Raw genomic sequence first — 14,613 nt, forward strand, 5'->3', positions numbered from 1 at the left:
CCCGCGCCTCCACGAGCCGCGTGCCGACCCGGCCGGACGTGCCGCCCGTCGCCCGCACGGCCCGCACCGCCTCCACCTCGGCGTCCAGCGCGCCGTCCGGCACGACGAGGACCACCGCGATGCCCTGCCCGCGCAACACCTCGACCACCCGTGCCCGACCGGGCCGACCCGCCTCGCCGAGCTGCCCGGCCACCACGTCCGCCTGGTCCGCCAGCGCCTCGCGGGCCACCTCGCGCGAGGCCGTGAGCACGAGCCGGGCCGAGACGAGCCCCGCCACGACGACCGCGACCGCGGCGACGGCCAGGCACAGGGCCGTGACGCGGAACGCGAGGCTGGTCCGGGCCGTCACGGCGACGCCTCCGCCGAGTACCCGACCCCGCGCACGGTCCTGATCGGACTGCGGTCGCCGAGCTTCGCCCGCAGCTGCGCCACGTGGACGTCCACGGTCCGCGTGCCGGCCGCCGCCGCGTAACCCCACACCGCGCTCAGCAGCTGCTCCCGCTCGAACACCCGCCCCGGGTGGCGCATCAGGTGGGCCAGCAGGTCGAACTCGGTCGACGTCAGCGCCACCTCGACGTCGCCGGCCCACACCCGCCGCCGGTCGACGTCCAGCCGCACGTCGCCGACCACGTGCACCGCCTCCACCGGCGGCGTCCCGCGGCGCAGCACGGTGCGCACCCGCGCCACCAGCTCGCGCGGGCTGAACGGCTTGGTCACGTAGTCGTCCGCGCCCAGCTCCAAGCCGAGCACCCGGTCCACCTCGTCGTCCCGCGCGGTCACGAACAGGACCGGCGTCCAGTCGCCCGCCGCGCGCATCGCCCGGCACACCTCGACGCCGTCCAGCCCCGGCAGGCCGACGTCCAGCAGCACCGCCACCGGCCGCAACCGCCGCACGGCGGCCAGCGCCGCCCGCCCGTCCGACTCCACGTGCACCCCGAACCCGTCCCGCCGCAGGTAGAGGCCCACCAGGTCGGCGATGGCGCGTTCGTCCTCCACGACCAGCACGAGTCCCGGCACGCCGCGCATCGTGGCACGGCGACACCGGCGATCAGGGCCGCGAGCGCGTTCGGGTTCGGTAAAGGTCGCGCACCCGCGTCCAGCACTCGCCGAACAGCGCCCGCAGCTCCCGCCAGTGCGCCAGGTCCGCCGCCGGGTAGGGGATCGGCTCGCCGTACACGCCGTCCGCGCACGCCACGTCCCACCCGACCGGGCCGCGCCAGGCGTCCTCGAAGTCGTTCCACACCGGACCGCGCGGCGTGACGAGCACGTTGCGCGGGTGCGCGTCGCCGTGCAGGGGCTGCACGGGCGCGTCCGGCCACCGCGCCACCAGCGCGTCCCGTGCGGCGACCAGCTCCGCCGGCCGTCCGACCAGCGCCAACGCCGCGTCCACGTCGGTCAGCGGACCCCGTTCGGGCAGCGGGCCGGGGTAGTGGCGCAGCTCGGCGTGCAGCTCGGCCAGCATCGCGGCGAACGACGCCCGGTCCGGCCGCCGGTCCGGGTCGTGCCCGACGTGCCGGGCGAACGCCACCACCAACCCGTCGTGCCGCACCGGCCCCGGCCCGTGCGGTTCCACCACCGGCACACCGCGCCCGGCCAGGAACCGGCTCAGGTCGTCGGCCCGCCGGAAGTGCCCGAGCACGTCGGCACGGGCCAGCGCGGTCACCGTCGCCACGCGGGCCACCACCGGCGCCGGCCGTAGCCGCACGAGCAGGTTGTAGCCGTCCTTCAGCACCTCGGGGTCGTCGGCGGGCAACCCCAGCCGACGGGCCGCCACCAGGACTCGCGCGATCACGGCGGACGTCTCCACACCTGCATCCTGACATTCCACCCGAACGTGCATAACGGATTGGCATCGGAGTGCATCAACCGGACGGCACAAGACGATAGAGCAGACGGCGGATCATCGTGATCGGCCGAACAGCTCATCGAGCCACGTGGAGCTCCCATGCGCACGGCATCTCGCACCCTGTTCGGAACAGTTCCCTTGCTGGCCGTGATCGTGGCGGCCGCGCTCGCGACGGGCGCGTCGGCCCAGGCCGCGCCACCCCAGCCCGGTGACACCCGCGCCACCGCGCACGAGGGCAACATCGACATCGGCCAGCCCGGCAACGCGTGCACCGCAGTGGGGCTCCCCGGCCAGGAAGCGGCGATGCCGGCCGGCACGTTCACGTCCGACGGCACCTACATCGACATCACCGCGTTCCCGCCGGGGCAGGTCGTCACCGGCGTCGTGGTGAAGGGCGGTCCGGCCTACAACGTCTACACGGCCGCCGCGCTCGGCGTCCTGCCGTGGCTCGACCTGCACGCGCCGCTCAACGAGAGCGGCAAGCCCGCGGGCATCAGCCACTGGTTCGTCTGCGTGGCGCCGGCAACCACCACCACCACCACCACGACCACCACAACGACCACGACATCGAAGACGACCACCACCGTGCCGACGACGACCGTCCCGACCACCACCACCGTCCCGACCACTCCGGGCGTCACCACCACCGTGCCGACGACGACGACGACCACCACGGCCGTCGCCACCACGACGACGACCCGGCACGTCCCCGTCACCACGACCACGACGACCAAGGCGGCCGTGATCGGCGTCGGCGGCTCGGACGACGACCTCGCCACCACCGGCTTCAACGGCTGGTGGCTCCTCCTCGGCGGACTTGCCCTGGTCGGAGCGGGTGCGCTCGCCCTCCTCGCGCCGAAGTTCCGACGTCGCGCCCGCCGCTGACCATGATCATGAACAAGGTTCAACATCACTAACCCGTAACGAATAGACGGCAACCCGCTTCATGCCAATGGGCTAACTCGATAGAGGGATGGCCGGTGCGGTTCGATCCACCGGTCAGCCCTCGAACCCTGCGGAGCAGCACCATGCGCATGACCACCCGCCGCCTATTCGGAGCAGCCACGCTGCTCGCCCTGACCACCAGCGGTCTCCTGGGCGGCACAGCCTCGGCGACCGGCAACGACACCCGTCAGCCGGGCGACAAGCGCGCCGTGATGGGCGACAAGAACCTGGAGTGGAACCACCCCGACGCCTGCAAGACCGCCGGCCTGGCCGGCACGGCGGTGGACGGCGACCCCAAGGACGCCAAGACGCCGACCCTGCCCCACACCGCCGACGGGAAGAGGTCGATCACCATCACGGGCGGCCTTGAGGGCTACACCGTGACCGGTGTCGTGGTGAAGGGCGGCCCCGCCTACAACGTCTACTTCGTGGACGCCCCGGAAGGCATCGAGCCGCTCGGCGACCTGAACTGGACCGAGCTGCACGCGCCGACCACCTCCAGCGGCTCTCCCGCCGACATCAGCCACTGGTTCTTCTGCGTCGAGAAGGTCACGACGCCGGAGGAGCCGGGCGAGGAGAACCCGGGCGACAACCCCGGCGAGGAGAACCCCGGCGACAACCCGGGCGACACTCCCGGTGACACCCCTGGCGACAACCCCGGCGGCGACACCCCTGGTGACACCCCCGGCGACAACCCCGACGACAACCCCGACGAGTCCGAGTCGGTCGTCCCGACGCCCACCGAGTCGGCCGCCGGCACGCCGACCACCACCACGACGGCCCCGGCCGTCGCGGCGGGCGCGAACGACGACGACCTGGCCAACACCGGCTTCGACGGCGGCTGGATGCTGTTCGTCGGCCTGGGCTTGGTGGCCGCCGGCGCGGCCTTCGTGGCCTCGCCCAAGCTCCGCGGCCTGATCCGCCGCTAGAGCCCACGGACCGCGGGTCGGCAGCAGGTGCCGACCCGCGGCCAACCTCACCCGCCGTAACCACGGCAACCCGCACCGACGCGAGGTCGCGTCGGTCGTTCACGTCCTCATTTCCCGACGATCACGCTTTTCGATCGTCGGGAAATGAGGACGTGAACGACCGACCCCCAGGCGACCGAGCCGCGACGCCGAAGGCGGCGCCATCCAACACTGTGACCTGCGCTACCTCACTTGATCCAGGGGGCGGCCCAGGCGCACCACCCGGAACGACGCCGTCTACGATCCGTTGAGCCGGCGGCGCCACCCACCGGCATTGCCAGTACCAGACAGTGCAGGAGGCACCGTGACGGCCGTAGCCCCGCAGCCGATCGCAACGCGGCCCTTCGGGACTCGCGAGGCGGTCAAGGGTTCGTTCCTGCTGCGGATGTTCCGCACCACGGACCACAAGCAGATCGGGATCATGTACCTGGTCACGTCGTTCGCCTTCTTCATGGTGGGCGGCGCGATGGCCATGTTGATGCGGACCGAGCTGGCGCGCCCGGGTATGCAGTTCCTGTCGCAGGAGCAGTTCAACCAGCTGTTCACCATGCACGGCACGGTGATGCTGCTGCTCTACGCGACGCCCATCGTGTTCGGCTTCGCCAACTTCATCCTGCCGCTCCAGATCGGCTCGCCGGACGTGGCGTTCCCGCGCCTCAACGCGTTCTCGTACTGGCTGTACCTGTTCGGCGGCCTGATCGTGATGGGCGGCTTCCTCACGCCGGGTGGCGCGGCCGACTTCGGCTGGTTCGCCTACACCCCGCTGTCGAACGCCATCCACTCGCCCGGCGTCGGCGCCGACCTGTGGATCTCCGGCCTGGTCGTCGGTGGTCTCGGCACCATCCTCGGCGCGGTCAACATGATCACCACCGTGGTCTGCCTCCGGGCGCCCGGCATGACCATGTTCCGCATGCCGATCTTCACCTGGAACATCCTGGTGACGTCCGTGCTGGTGCTGCTGGCGTTCCCGATCCTGACCGCCGCGCTCCTCGGCCTGCTGGCCGACCGGCACCTCGGCGCGCACGTGTTCGACCCCGCCAACGGCGGCGTGATCCTGTGGCAGCACCTGTTCTGGTTCTTCGGGCACCCCGAGGTCTACATCGTCGCGCTGCCGTTCTTCGGCATCGTGTCGGAGATCTTCCCGGTGTTCAGCCGCAAGCCGATCTTCGGCTACAACGGCCTCGTCTACGCGACGCTGGGCATCGCGGCGCTGTCCGTGGCGGTGTGGGCGCACCACATGTACGCCACCGGCGCGGTGCTGCTGCCGTTCTTCGCGTTCATGACGTTCCTGATCGCCGTTCCGACCGGCATCAAGTTCTTCAACTGGATCGGCACGATGTGGAAGGGGCAGCTGACGTTCGAGACCCCGATGCTGTTCAGCATCGGCTTCATCGTCACGTTCCTCTTCGGCGGCCTGTCCGGCATCCTGCTGGCCGCGCCGGCGATCGACTTCCACGTGTCGGACACGTACTTCGTGGTCGCGCACTTCCACTACGTGCTGTACGGCACGATCGTGTTCGCCACGTTCGCGGGCATCTACTTCTGGTTCCCGAAGATCACCGGCCGGATGATGGACGAGCCGCTGGGCAAGCTCCACTTCTGGACCACGTTCCTCGGCTTCCACGCCACGTTCCTGGTGCAGCACTGGCTGGGCAACGAGGGAATGCCGCGCCGGTACGCGGACTACCTGCCCAGCGACGGCTTCACCACGCTGAACACGATCTCCACGATCGGCGCGTACGTCCTGGGCGCGTCCACGCTGCCGTTCATCTGGAACGTCTTCAAGTCCTACCGCTACGGCGAGACCGTGCACGTGGACGACCCGTGGGGCTTCGGCAACTCGCTGGAGTGGGCGACGTCGTGCCCGCCGCCGCGGCACAACTTCACCGAGCTGCCGCGCATCCGGTCGGCGCGTCCCGCGTTCGAGCTGCACTACCCGCACATGGTCGAGCGGCTGCACAGCGAGGCGCACGTGACGTTCACCGGCAAGCCCATCGCGCACGAGGACGCCAAGCCCGCGCCGTCGGAGCTGGCCGCCGCGGCCGTGCAGAAGGGCACCGCCTCGGAGGACACCGAGGGCGACCACAAGTGACGCTTGTAACCTGAGCGCAGGTTCACCGACGAGCCCCGACGACCAGTGTCCGATCCTCTCGGCCAGGTCGTCGGGGCTCGCCGCTGTCTGGCATAGGAGCCATCAGTGACCAAGCCCAGCGCCACGCCCGTCCTGATCACGGTCACCGGACCGGACAAGCCGGGGGTGTCCTCGGTCCTGTTCGCGGTGCTCACGCGGCACGGCGTGGAGATCCTCGACGTCGAGCAGGTCGTCATCCGCGGCCGGTTGGTGCTCGGCGTGCTCGTCGCCGCCGACCGCGACCCGGAAGGGCTGCAGGAGGCCGTCGAGCAGGCCATGGCGACGGTGTCGATGCACGTCGAGGTGGAGATCGGCGCCGACTCGAAGCGCACCGCGCGGCTGGAGTCGAGCCACGTGCTGATCCTCATCGGCCGGCCCATGACGGCCCGCGCGTTCACCGAGGTGGCCCGCCGGCTGGCGTCGCTCGGCGTGAACATCGACGCGATCCGCGGCGTGGCCGACTACCCCGTCACCGGTCTCGAACTGCGGGTTTCCGTAGCCGAGGACACGCCGGCGAGCGACGCGCAGCTGCGGTCGGCGCTGGCCGAGGTGGCGGTGCGCGGCGGGCTGGACATCGCGGTGGAACGGGCGGGGCTGACCCGCCGGGCGAAGCGGCTCGTCGTGTTCGACGTCGACTCCACGCTCATCCAGGGCGAGGTGATCGAGATGCTGGCCGCGCACGTCGGCGTGGAGCCGCAGGTCAAGGAGATCACCGACGCGGCGATGCGCGGGGAGCTGGACTTCACCGAGTCGCTGCGGCGGCGGGTGGCGTTGCTGGAGGGCCTCGACGAGTCGGTGCTGGACGAGGTCGCGGCGTCGTTGGAGCTGACGGCCGGCGCGCGCACGACGGTGCGGACGTTGAAGCGGCTCGGCTTCCGCTGCGGCGTGGTGTCCGGCGGGTTCACCCGGGTCATCCAGCGGCTCGTGGACGACCTGGGGCTGGACTTCTGCGCGGCGAACGAGCTCGAGGTCGTCGACGGCAAGCTGACGGGCCGGGTCGTCGGCGAGGTGGTGGACCGGGCGGGCAAGGCGGTGGCGCTGCGGCGGTTCGCGGACGAGCAGGGGATCACGCTGGCGCAGACGGTGGCCGTCGGCGACGGCGCCAACGACATCGACATGCTCGGCGCGGCCGGGCTGGGCATCGCGTTCAACGCGAAGCCCGCGTTGCGGGAGGTCGCGGACACCGCCCTGTCGCACCCGTTCCTCGACGCGGTGCTGTTCGTGCTCGGCGTGACGCGGGCCGAGGTGGAGGCCGCGGACGCGGCGGACGGTCTGGAGCTGAACCGGCTGTGAACCCGATCCTGCGGATGCTGGTGGACCGGCACTACGACGACGACCCGGAGGACCCGGCGTCGGTGCGGGCGATGCCCGTGGTGCTGCGGATCGAGCGGTCCGCGCCGCCGTCCCGCACGGACGTGCTGGAGGCGGCGGCGGCCGCGGCGATCGCGGTGTGCCTCGACGAGCGCGCCGAGCCGGGCGGCGAGTGGCACGACGACGTGGTGGCGTGGGTGCGCGGGCGCATCCGCAAGGTGTCCCGGCGGGCGCGTGGCGCGCACTGGGACGCCGTGCAGGCGTTGCCGGGCGTGACGATCACGGTGGGCGGCGCGTCGGTGCGGGCGTTCGTGCCCGGCCGGGTCGGCGACCTGCCCAAGGAGCTGAGCCGGTTGCAGATCTCCGGCAGCGAGCTCCCGCCCGACACCCCCGGCCCGGTGCCCGCGGGCGCGTACGAGCTGTGGCTCAACCCGCGGGTCGAGATGACGGCAGGCAAGGCCGCCGCGCAGGTCGGGCACGCGTCGATGCTGCTCGCGCCGCACCTGTCCGAGGCCGAGCTGAAGGAGTGGGCGGCGGCCGACTACCGGTGCGCCGTGCGCACGCCGTCGAAGGAGGCCTGGGACGCGCTGGTGGCCCGTCCGGGCGTCGTGCTGGTGCGGGACGCCGGCTACACGGAGGTCGCGCCCGGCACCGCCACGGTGGCCGTCAACGTTTGACCTGCCCCGTTTGCGGTAACCATCCCCGGCGTGGGCCTGTTGGACGTGCTGGACGAGAAGCTCGGTGACGGGCTGGAGAACCTCCTGTGCGCGCACCACGCGAGACGGTTGCGCAAACTGGGCTGGGGCGCCGTGTTCGGCTCCGAGTCCGGCTGGTGGACGCCCCGGCGACCGGTGCGCACCGGCAACCGGGTGCGGGTGCTGGTCGACGGGCACGAGGTGCTGCCCGCCATCGCCGAGGCGATCGGGTCGGCGCGGAAGTCCGTGCACCTGGCGGGCTGGTGCGCCAGCCCCGACTTCCGGCTGACCCGCGAGCCCGGCTCGCCGACGTTGCGGGAGCTGCTGGCGTCGGCCGCCGAGCGGGTGCCCGTGCGGGTGCTGCTGTGGGCCGGTCCGCCGGTGCCGATGTTCGAGCCGACCCGCAAGCGGGTGCTGGCGAGCCGGCGCGAGTTCACCCGTGACAGCGCGGTGCGGTGCGAGATCGACGCGCGCGAGCGGACGCTGCACTGCCACCACGAGAAGATCGTGGTGGTGGACGACGAGATCGCGTTCGTCGGTGGGATGGACCTGACCGCCGTGGAGGGCGACCGGCACGACACGCCGACCCACCCGCCGCGCGAGCCGCTGGGCTGGCACGACCTCGGCACGCGCCTGGAAGGACCGATCGTCGCCGACGTGGCCGAGCACTTCCGGGCGCGGTGGCAGGAGATCGCGAAGGAGGAGCTGCCCCCGGTCACCCCGCCGCCGCCCGCGGGCTCGTCGTCGGCGCAGCTCGTGCGGACGATCCCCGAGCGCACCTACGACTTCATCCCGGACGGCGAGTTCAGCCTGCTGGACTCGTACCTGCGGGCGCTGCGGGCCGCGTCACGGCTGGTCTACATCGAGAACCAGTTCCTCTGGTCGCCCGAGGTGACCGAGATCCTGCTCGACAAGCTCCGCAACCCGCCGCACCCGGACTTCCGCGTCGTGCTCGTGCTGCCGCGCAAGCCCAGCAACGGCGCCGACACCACCCGCGGCCAGCTGGGCCGGCTGCTCGACGCGGACGACGGCAACCACCGCCTGGTCGCCGCGACCCTCTCGTCGCACGACGGCGCGAAGTCGTCCTCGGTGTACGTGCACGCCAAGCTGGCGATCGTGGACGACCGCTGGCTCAGCCTCGGCTCGGCCAACCTCAACGAGCACTCGCTGTTCAACGACACCGAGGTCAACGTCGTGACGGACGACGCCGAGATCACCCGCGACACCCGCCTGCGGCTGTGGTCCGAGCACCTCCAGTGCCCGGTGGACGACGTCTCCGGCCCGGCGCACGAGGTCGTCGACCGGTTGTGGCGCGGCACCCTCGACGCCTCCGGCGAGCACCGCGTCACCGCCCTGCCGGGCGTCTCCCGCCGCGCCGGCCGCCTCCAAGGCCCGCTGCGTGGCCTGCTGGTGGACGGCTAGGCGCTCGCCGCGTCGAGGCGCTTCAGCGCCGCCCGCACGACCTCCGGGTCGTAGGTCGTCCAGAACGGCGGCAGCGAGGCGCGCAGGAAGCCGCCGTACCGGGCCGTCGCGAGGCGCGGGTCGAGGACGGCGACCACGCCCTTGTCGTTCATCGACCTCAGCAGTCGCCCGGCGCCCTGGGCGAGCAGCAGGGCCGCGTGGGTGGCGGCGACGGTGAGGAAACCGTTGCCGCCGCGCGATTCCACGGCCTTCTGCCGGGCCGACGCCAGCGGGTCGTCCGGGCGCGGGAACGGGATGCGGTCCATCACGACCAGTTGCAGCGCGGGCCCCGGCACGTCCACGCCCTGCCACAGCGACAACGTGCCGAACAGGCACGTCTCCGCGTCCTCGGCGAACCGCTTGACCAGCTGGCCGGTGGCGTCGTCGCCCTGGCACAGCACGGGGTAGTCGACCTTGCCGCGCAACGCCTCGGCCGCCGCCTTGGCCGCGCGCATCGACGAGAACAGGCCGAGCGTGCGGCCGCCCGCCGCGTTGACCAGGCCCTCGATCTCGTCCACGTAGGACGGTGGCAGGCCGTCACGTCCCGGCGGCGGCAGGTGCCGGGCCACGTACAGGATGCCGCTGCTGCCGTGCTCGAACGGCGACCCGACGTCGAGGCCGGTCCACCGCGGGCCGCCCGCGTCCGACGGCGGCTCCTTGTCGGTCGCCGCGCCCTCGGCCTTCTTCGCGTTCGACGACGCCGGCAGCCCCCACTGCCGCGCCAGCGTGTCGAACGTGCCGCCGAGCGTCAGCGTCGCCGACGTCAGGATCGTGGTGCGCTTGCCGAACAGCCGCTCGCGCAGCAGCCCGCCGACGCCGAGCGGCGCGACCCGCAGCGACGGCGGCTTGTTCCGGTCGGCGAAGTCGCCCGACACCCACACCACGTCGTGGTCCTCGTCGAAAGCGGCCAGGATGCGCGCGGCGCAGTCGTGCACGTCGTCCAGCAGGGACAGGGCGAGCTTGCGGGACGTCGCGCCGTCCACGTCCTCCTTGCGCTCCGGGCCCAGGGACGTGATGCACGCGTGCGCTGCGTCCTTGGTGGCCCGCACGGCGCCGGCGAGGGCCTGCGGCAGGCTGTCCAGCCGGCCCACCGGCAGCTCTTCGAGGATCATCGCGAGGCCGTCGCTCGCCTCGGCCATCCGGTCGGCGACGCCCTGGTCGATCAGCCGCCCGCACCGGCGCGCGGCGGTCGCCACCAGGGACGCGCTCAGCTCCTCCGTCGCGACCGACGTGACCCGGTCGACCAGGTCGTGCGCCTCGTCGATCACGACGACGTCGTGGTCGGGCAGCACCTGGTAGCCCTCCAGGGCGTCCACGGCGAGCATCGCGTGGTTCGTCACCACGACGTCCGCCCGGCCCGCCTCGGCCCGCGCCCGCTCGGCGAAGCAGTCGACGCCGATCGGGCACTTGTTCACGCCGAGGCACTCGCGGGCCGTCACGGAGACCTGCCGCCACGCCTGGTCGGTGACGCCGGGCACGAGTTCGTCCCGGTCACCGGTCTCGGTGTCGGACGACCACTCGTGCAGCCGCTTGACCTCGCGGCCCATCTTGGACACCGCGAACGGGTCGAACAGGCCCGCGTCCTCCGGCTCGTCCGGGGCGCCGGTGTGCAGCCGGTGCATGCACAGGTAGTTGCGGCGGCCCTTCAGGATCGCGAACCGCGGCTCGCGACCGAGCTCCTTCTTCAGCGCCTTGGCCAGCCGGGGCAGGTCGCGGTCCACGAGCTGGCGTTGCAGCGCGATCGTGGCGGTGGAGATGACGACGGTCGACTCCTCGGCCACGGCGTGCCGCAGCGACGGCACCAGGTACGCCAGCGACTTGCCCGTCCCGGTGCCCGCCTGCACGGCCAGGTGCTCGCCGGTCCGGATCGCCCGCTCGACCGCCTCGGCCATGTCGACCTGACCCCGGCGTTCGGCCCCGCCGACCGCCTCGACGGCGACGGCGAGCAACGTGCGGGTGTCGGGGATGGCGGTGGTGGCGGGCACGGCGAAGACCGTACCCGCCCACCCCGTCGATTCGGGTCGGACCCGGCCGACGCTACTTGCGGTTGACGAGCGCCCAGGCGGCGGGCAGCAGGCCGGCGGCGAGGGCGATCTTGAGCGCGTCGCCGAGCAGGAACGGCGTCACGCCGAGCTGGAGCGCCTTGCCGAGACCCACCCCGGCGGCGGCCATCAGGTAGGGCACGCCGCACGCGTAGATCACCAGGTTGCCGACCGCCATCGTGCCGACCGTGCGCAACGGCGTCCGGTCGCCGCCGCGGGCGGCCAGGTGGCCGACGAGCGCGCCCGCGAACACGAAACCGACCACGTACCCGAGCGACGCGGGCATGCCCGACGAGCCGCCCTGGAACCACGGGACACCGGCCACGCCGGCGATCAGGTAGAGCACCATCGACGCGCCACCGCGCTGCCACCCGAGGGCGGCGCCCACCAGCAGCGCGGCGAACGTCTGACCGGTGAGCGGCACGGGGCTGCCCGGCACCGGCAGCGCGACCTGGGCGGCGAGGCCGGTCAGGCCGGCGCCCGCGACGACCAGGGCGATGTCACGTGCGAGAGCACCCGGGACCAGGTCGGCGAGCACCGCGCGACGGCCGGGAACGGCGAGGACGGACACGGGGACCTCCCAGAGGATCGACTTCTCCGGGAGGTTAACCGCCGATCACTCGTTCGGTCTTTGTCGAACCTCTACAAAGTTGGCCATCTCACGCGGGAACCCCGAACCCGCCGCGCGGCCGTCAGCCGTCGTGGCCGACCTCGGGCGGCCGTGGTCGTAGCCGGCCGTCAGCGGCCGTCAGTGGTCGTCGCCGACCTCGGGCGGCCGTCAGTGGTCGAGGGCGACCCCGCGCGCGACCCGCTCGGTGTTGCGCCGGGTCTTCGTCCAGCCGTTGCGGCCGCGCACCAGCCTGCTCAGCGCACGCCACGACGTGATGTAGAACGTGTAGATGTAGAGCGCGTACGCGAACCCGTACCCGATCGCCCGCCCGAGGCCGACCCCCGGCTCGCATCGCTTGCGGTACACCGGCCCCCACAGCACGAACGGCAGCAGGCCGAACAGCCCGTAGACGGTGAACAGGACCCACGCGCCGTCCGCGAACCACGCCCACACATCGCCCGGGGTCGTCACGGCGCGGTGGCCGAGCAGGACGAGCGGGATCGGGTAGATGAGCGTGCCGAGCAGCTGCATCCACGGCTGGGCCAGGTAGTACATCATCTCGGCGGCGCCCAGCGTGGACAGGTGCGGCGAGGCCCAGATCCGCCGCACGTACCGCATGCACTGCATGGTGCCCTGGCCCCAGCGGGTGCGTTGGGCGAGGAACCGCCGCAGGCTGTACAGCCCTTCCTGGTGCACGTGCGTGTCCAGGGTGAAGCCGGTGCGCCACCCCGCCGTCAGCAGGTGCACGCCCAGCTCGAAGTCCTCCAGCAGCGACCCGCGCCACGGCTGCCCGAGCCGCCCGGCGATCGAGTCGAGCGCCGACAGCCGGGTGAACTGGCCGTTGCCGCCCATCGAGATCGTGCCGGTGACGCCGCGCGACAGCTGGATGGCCGCGATCGCGGTGCGGAACTCCAGGTCCTGCATCCGCACCAGCACGTCGCCGAGGAACCCGCGCCACCGCGGCACGCCCACCTGCCGCACGCCCGCGTTCACCATCCGCACGTCCACCTGCACCGCGCCGACCTCGGCGTCGCCGAACAGGTGGTCCGCCGCGCACACCTCCAGGCAGTTGCGCGCCGGCCGGCCGTCCGCGTCCACCACGACGACCACGGCCCGGTCCGCGTCGGCGTGCCGTCCCATCCAGAGCTTCAACGTCCGGTAGGCGTCGTTGAGCGCGTCTCCCTTGCCGGTGCGGGCGTGCGGGCGGTGGCGGCGCACGAGGTGGACGTTCCGGTCGCCCCGGAAGCCGCGCACGACGGCCGCGGTGCCGTCGTCGGAGTCGTCGTCGATGACCCACACGTGCGCGATGGGGAACGCGTCGCGCAGGTAGCGCACGGTGCCGCCGATGACGGCCTCCTCGTCGCGGCACGGCACCAGGAAGTGCCACTCGAACGCGGCGGCCTCCCCGACGGGCCTCGGCCGGTACCGCAGGTACGGGACGACGATCAGGAACACGTAGGTCAGGAACGCGACGCTCATCGTCAGCGCCAACGCCTGGGTGAACCCCAGGACGACGTCGAGGCTCACGGCGCCTCCCCGCCGGCGGCAGGGACGACGGCGGCGGGCACGGCGGTCGCGGGCACGGCGGCGGTGCGCACAACGGCGGCGGGCACAACGGCGGCGGGCACAGCGGTCGCGGGCACGGCAGCGGTGCGCCTCACTTCCGCGTCGCCAACCACACGAACGCGACCAGCGCGGCCGCGCCGCCGAACACGCTCACCATCGAGCCGAGCAGCGTGTGGCCCCAGTAGTAGCCGGTGTCCACGCCCAGCCACTCGACCAGCCCCACCAGCGTGAGCACCCGGAACTGGTTGACCACGACCACCGCGACGGCGGCCACGGCCAGCGCGAACAGCACCCGCCGGGTGATCCGCGGCCGCAGCGCGATCATCACCGCGCCGACCACCAGCAGCGGCAGGACCAGGAACGCCGACGTGCACTCCGGCGTCATCCGCAGGCCGAGCGGGGTGTCCGAGCCGAGGCCGAAGTAGACGGTCTGCCGTGCGGCGACCACCTCCACGCCGTCGGTGCTGAGCGCGTCGAGCAGGAGGCCGGACAGCGCGATCTCGGCCGTCCGGTAGGCCCGGTGCGCCAACACGAGGCCGGCCGCGGCCACGACCAGTGCGACGACGATCACCCGGTTGAGGTGTGAGGGACGGGGCACGGCAAGCGCCACTGAACGATTCCTTTCCGTTGATCGGGGATCGCCCGATAGGGCTGCTTGGAGGTCATCGGACGGGCGTACGGCGATCCTCACCCCCGGATCGAGTGACAACGTGCCGGGAACGCCGGCCGAAAACCCACGTTCGGTGCCCACGATTGGGCGATTCGAGTGGACGCCGTCCCTCTTTACGGTCAGTAACCCTTAATTCGACGGGTGGAACGCCGATAGGGGCAATTGCTCGACAAATGTGGCGAGACCTGCCTTTCGCACCCCTGCCAACCGCGCAGCGGCCCGACGACGCCACACCCCCTAGCTCGACCCGAGAAAGGAGCTCCATGCGTGTGCGAATGACGCGTCGCGCCGCGGTGGCCGGACTGGTCGCCGTCGCGGCGCTGGTGGTCGGCGCCGCGCCCGCCTCGGCGGCGCCCGGCGACGCCTCG

The 14,613-nt window shown here is 72.4% G+C and carries 12 protein-coding genes and 1 pseudogene; 6 read left to right on the top strand and 7 right to left on the bottom strand.

Annotated features, from left to right (window positions below):
- The 3 genes and pseudogenes from ACFQ3T_RS27085 to ACFQ3T_RS27095 all read right to left on the bottom strand — a co-directional run.
- Positions 1-349, bottom strand: a pseudogene (locus ACFQ3T_RS27085) (two-component sensor histidine kinase); the annotation flags it as partial.
- Positions 346-1,026, bottom strand: a complete 681-nt coding sequence (locus ACFQ3T_RS27090; protein ID WP_380727232.1) for a response regulator — start codon at positions 1,024-1,026, stop codon at positions 346-348. The pseudogene ACFQ3T_RS27085 and the gene ACFQ3T_RS27090, both read right to left, overlap by 4 nt.
- A gap of 22 nt (positions 1,027-1,048) precedes the next feature.
- Positions 1,049-1,807 carry a phosphotransferase gene (locus tag ACFQ3T_RS27095; protein ID WP_380727234.1) on the bottom strand — a complete coding sequence of 253 codons (759 nt, stop codon included), beginning with the start codon at positions 1,805-1,807 and terminating at the stop codon, positions 1,049-1,051.
- A gap of 138 nt (positions 1,808-1,945) precedes the next feature.
- Here ACFQ3T_RS27095 and ACFQ3T_RS27100 point away from each other — a divergent pair, with 138 nt between their 5' ends.
- The 6 genes from ACFQ3T_RS27100 (at position 1,946) to ACFQ3T_RS27125 (ending at position 9,318) form a co-directional block, all read left to right on the top strand.
- Positions 1,946-2,731, top strand: coding sequence for a hypothetical protein (locus tag ACFQ3T_RS27100; RefSeq protein WP_380727236.1), 786 nt, complete (start codon positions 1,946-1,948; stop codon positions 2,729-2,731).
- 95 nt (positions 2,732-2,826) lie between these two features.
- Positions 2,827-3,720: a hypothetical protein gene (locus tag ACFQ3T_RS27105; RefSeq protein ID WP_380727238.1), complete on the top strand. Its 894-nt coding sequence runs from the start codon at positions 2,827-2,829 to the stop codon at positions 3,718-3,720.
- A 343-nt stretch (positions 3,721-4,063) separates the two neighbouring features.
- Positions 4,064-5,851, top strand: a complete 1,788-nt coding sequence (gene ctaD, locus ACFQ3T_RS27110) for an aa3-type cytochrome oxidase subunit I (protein ID WP_380727240.1) — start codon at positions 4,064-4,066, stop codon at positions 5,849-5,851.
- Positions 5,852-5,956: 105 nt separating this feature from the next.
- Positions 5,957-7,183, top strand: a complete 1,227-nt coding sequence (gene serB, locus ACFQ3T_RS27115; protein ID WP_380727243.1) for a phosphoserine phosphatase SerB — start codon at positions 5,957-5,959, stop codon at positions 7,181-7,183.
- Between the two features lie 14 nt (positions 7,184-7,197).
- Positions 7,198-7,878: a peptidyl-tRNA hydrolase gene (locus ACFQ3T_RS27120; RefSeq protein WP_380727253.1), complete on the top strand. Its 681-nt coding sequence runs from the start codon at positions 7,198-7,200 to the stop codon at positions 7,876-7,878.
- A gap of 30 nt (positions 7,879-7,908) precedes the next feature.
- Positions 7,909-9,318 carry a phospholipase D-like domain-containing protein gene (locus ACFQ3T_RS27125; protein ID WP_380727245.1) on the top strand — a complete coding sequence of 470 codons (1,410 nt, stop codon included), beginning with the start codon at positions 7,909-7,911 and terminating at the stop codon, positions 9,316-9,318.
- Here the strand turns inward: ACFQ3T_RS27125 and ACFQ3T_RS27130 are convergent.
- From ACFQ3T_RS27130 to xrtP, 4 genes are all read right to left on the bottom strand, one after another.
- Positions 9,315-11,342 carry an ATP-dependent DNA helicase gene (locus ACFQ3T_RS27130; RefSeq protein WP_380727247.1) on the bottom strand — a complete coding sequence of 676 codons (2,028 nt, stop codon included), beginning with the start codon at positions 11,340-11,342 and terminating at the stop codon, positions 9,315-9,317. The genes ACFQ3T_RS27125 and ACFQ3T_RS27130 overlap by 4 nt on opposite strands.
- Before the next feature lie 52 nt (positions 11,343-11,394).
- Entirely contained in the window at positions 11,395-11,970 is a 576-nt protein-coding gene (locus ACFQ3T_RS27135) for a biotin transporter BioY (RefSeq protein ID WP_380727249.1), read from the bottom strand.
- A 207-nt stretch (positions 11,971-12,177) separates the two neighbouring features.
- Complete coding sequence (locus ACFQ3T_RS27140; protein WP_380727255.1) at positions 12,178-13,488, bottom strand: glycosyltransferase; 1,311 nt, start codon at positions 13,486-13,488, stop codon at positions 12,178-12,180.
- Positions 13,489-13,666: 178 nt separating this feature from the next.
- Positions 13,667-14,146, bottom strand: a complete 480-nt coding sequence (gene xrtP / locus ACFQ3T_RS27145) for an exosortase P (RefSeq protein ID WP_380727251.1) — start codon at positions 14,144-14,146, stop codon at positions 13,667-13,669.
- Between the last annotated feature and the right edge of the window lie 467 nt (positions 14,147-14,613).

Source organism: Saccharothrix hoggarensis (assembly GCF_042678885.1).
Classification (GTDB): Bacteria; Actinomycetota; Actinomycetes; order Mycobacteriales; family Pseudonocardiaceae; genus Actinosynnema; species Actinosynnema hoggarensis.

Excerpts from the sequence above, each read along its gene's own strand:
- ACFQ3T_RS27090 (WP_380727232.1), bottom strand. The coding sequence starts at position 1,026 with ATGCGCGGCGTGCCGGGACTCGTGCTGGTCGTGGAGGACGAACGCGCC.
- ACFQ3T_RS27100 (WP_380727236.1), top strand. The coding sequence starts at position 1,946 with ATGCGCACGGCATCTCGCACCCTGTTCGGAACAGTTCCCTTGCTGGCC.
- ACFQ3T_RS27120 (WP_380727253.1), top strand. The coding sequence starts at position 7,198 with ATGCTGGTGGACCGGCACTACGACGACGACCCGGAGGACCCGGCGTCG.
- ACFQ3T_RS27140 (WP_380727255.1), bottom strand. The coding sequence starts at position 13,488 with ATGAGCGTCGCGTTCCTGACCTACGTGTTCCTGATCGTCGTCCCGTAC.